We start from the raw sequence: 2118 nt of genomic DNA, 5'->3' as shown, positions 1-2118 counted from the left end.
CTCAAGTACGCCTACGACTTTGCAGGTCTCGGCATGCCCGGGCTGACGTCCGCCGTGTCCTATATCAGCGGCAAGACCGACCTGACCAAGGTCGACCCCAACAGCCGCGGCTACAGCGCCTGGTACAGCGCCGACGGCAAAGACGCCAAGCACTGGGAACGCGACATCGACGTGAAGTACGTGGTGCAAGGCGGCAAAGCCAAGGACCTGGCCGTGCGCCTGCAATGGGCAACCAATCGCGGTGGCAATGGCTACTCGGCAGTGGACCGGGATGTGGATGAATACCGCGTGATTGTGGATTACCCGATCAACGTGTTCTAGGCATAAATCTGCCAGACGATGAATAGCTGATGTGGGAGCTGGCTTGTGTGGGAGCTGGCTTGCCTGCGATAGCATCGCTGCGGTGTTGTAGATGTACCGAGGTGTCTGCATCGCAGGCAAGCCAGCTCCCACCAAACCTGCGATTGCCTACTACGCTATTGGCATCCTCGAAGCAGAAGTACGCCCGATGAGCCCAAGTCTCTACCGACCCACCCCTCGCCCGGAACGCTTGCTGATCCTGGGCAGTTGCCTCACGGTCTTTGTGATCGTGGCGATCGTCACCGCGCTGCTGATTCGCGAACATGCCAACACCTTGCAGACCGCCAAGCGCACCGCCAATAACATCACCCAACTGATCGACGCCGATGTGCTGCGTAACGTCGAACTCTATGACATGGCCCTCAAGGGCCTGATCGCCGCCACCGAACGCAGCGACCTGCAGGGTGTGTCCGCCAGTATCCGCCATCTGGTGCTGTTCGATCGCTCTGCCGCTGCACCCTTCAAGGGCGACATTCTGTTGCTGGACCCCAGTGGTGAAGTGATAGCCGACTCCTCGCTGCTCACACCCAAGACCGGCAACTTCGCTGATCGCGATTATTTTCAGGCACACCGCAAAAACCCCGACCTGGGGCTGTATATCAGCCGCCCATTCCTGGCCCGTTGCGTGTGTGATGACCAGTGGCGCATCGCATTCAGCCGCCGCGTGTCATCGCCGGACGGGCGCTTCCTGGGCGTGGCGGTGGCCTCGATGCGCCTGTCGTACTTCCAACAGTTGTTCAGCGGCCTGAACATCGGAAGCAACGGCACCATCAACCTGATCAACCACCAAGGCATCCTGCTGGCGCAACAACCGCTGCTGGAAGTGGACATGATCGACAAGGACTTGAGCCAGCGGCCCAATGTCGCGCGCATGCTGCGTGAACGCGACGGCAGCTTTCGGGGCGTCTCCAGCGTCGACAACCAGCCACGGCTCTATAGTTTTTCGAATGTGGGCAGCTTGCCTTTAATTGTCGCAGTGGCGTTGTCCAGCGATGAAATCTTTGCCCCATGGCGGCGTGCCGCGTGGCTGGTCAGCATGGCAACGGGCGTGTTGTGCATCGGCCTGCTGTGGCTGACCTGGATGCTGAGCAAGGAGCTGCGTCGCCGTCATCGTGCCGAACAAGTGCTGTCAGAACTGGCAGCCACCGACGCCCTCACCGGCCTTGCCAACCGCCGTACCCTGGACCAGCGCCTGCGCCTGGAATGGGACCGCGCACAACGCTCAACCGAGCCGCTGAGCCTGCTGATGATCGACGTGGATCACTTCAAGGCCTTCAACGACCTGCATGGCCATCACGGCGGCGATGAAGCATTGCGCGCGGTTGCCCAAGTGATCGAAGACAACATCCGCCGCCCGGCTGACCTGGCAGCGCGCTACGGTGGCGAAGAGTTTGCAGTGGTGCTGCCACATACCGACGCCAAGGGTGCCTGGTTGATTGCCGAACATATCCGCAGCAGCGTCGAGCATTTGCCACGGGTGGCCGGTGCCGACGGGCCTATTACAGTGAGTATCGGCATGAGCACCTGGCAAAAGCGCAGCCGCATGGCACTTGAGGACTTGCTGCTCAATGCTGATCAAGCGCTGTATGAGGCCAAGCACACCGGGCGCAACCGCATTGTGGAGGCTGCGGCCCGCTAGGTGATCGTTCCCACGCTCCGCGTGGGAATGCCTCTTCTGACGCTCTGCGTCAGGCTTCGGGACGCGGAGCGTCCAGGGCTGCATTCCCACGCGGAGCGTGGGAACGATCGGCATAAAAA

The 2118-nt window shown here is 61.0% G+C and carries 2 protein-coding genes; both read left to right on the top strand.

Annotated features, from left to right (window positions below; genetic code table 11):
- The coding region (locus tag FEM54_RS31185; protein ID WP_138454129.1) for an OprD family outer membrane porin at positions 1 to 321 on the top strand (321 nt) is incomplete at its 5' end.
- A 187-nt stretch (positions 322 to 508) separates the two neighbouring features.
- On the top strand, positions 509 to 1999 hold the full coding sequence (locus FEM54_RS31175; protein ID WP_138454130.1) for a diguanylate cyclase: 1491 nt from the start codon (positions 509 to 511) through the stop codon (positions 1997 to 1999).
- The last annotated feature ends 119 nt before the right edge of the window (positions 2000 to 2118 follow it).

This window comes from Pseudomonas edaphica (assembly GCF_005863185.1).
Taxonomy (GTDB): domain Bacteria; phylum Pseudomonadota; class Gammaproteobacteria; order Pseudomonadales; family Pseudomonadaceae; genus Aquipseudomonas; species Aquipseudomonas edaphica.
The sequence above is the reverse complement of the archived record's forward strand: the minus strand, read 5'-3'. Positions and strand labels throughout refer to the sequence as shown.

Coding starts and splice junctions, on each gene's coding strand:
- FEM54_RS31175 (WP_138454130.1), top strand. CDS start 509: ATGAGCCCAAGTCTCTACCGACCCACCCCTCGCCCGGAACGCTTGCTG.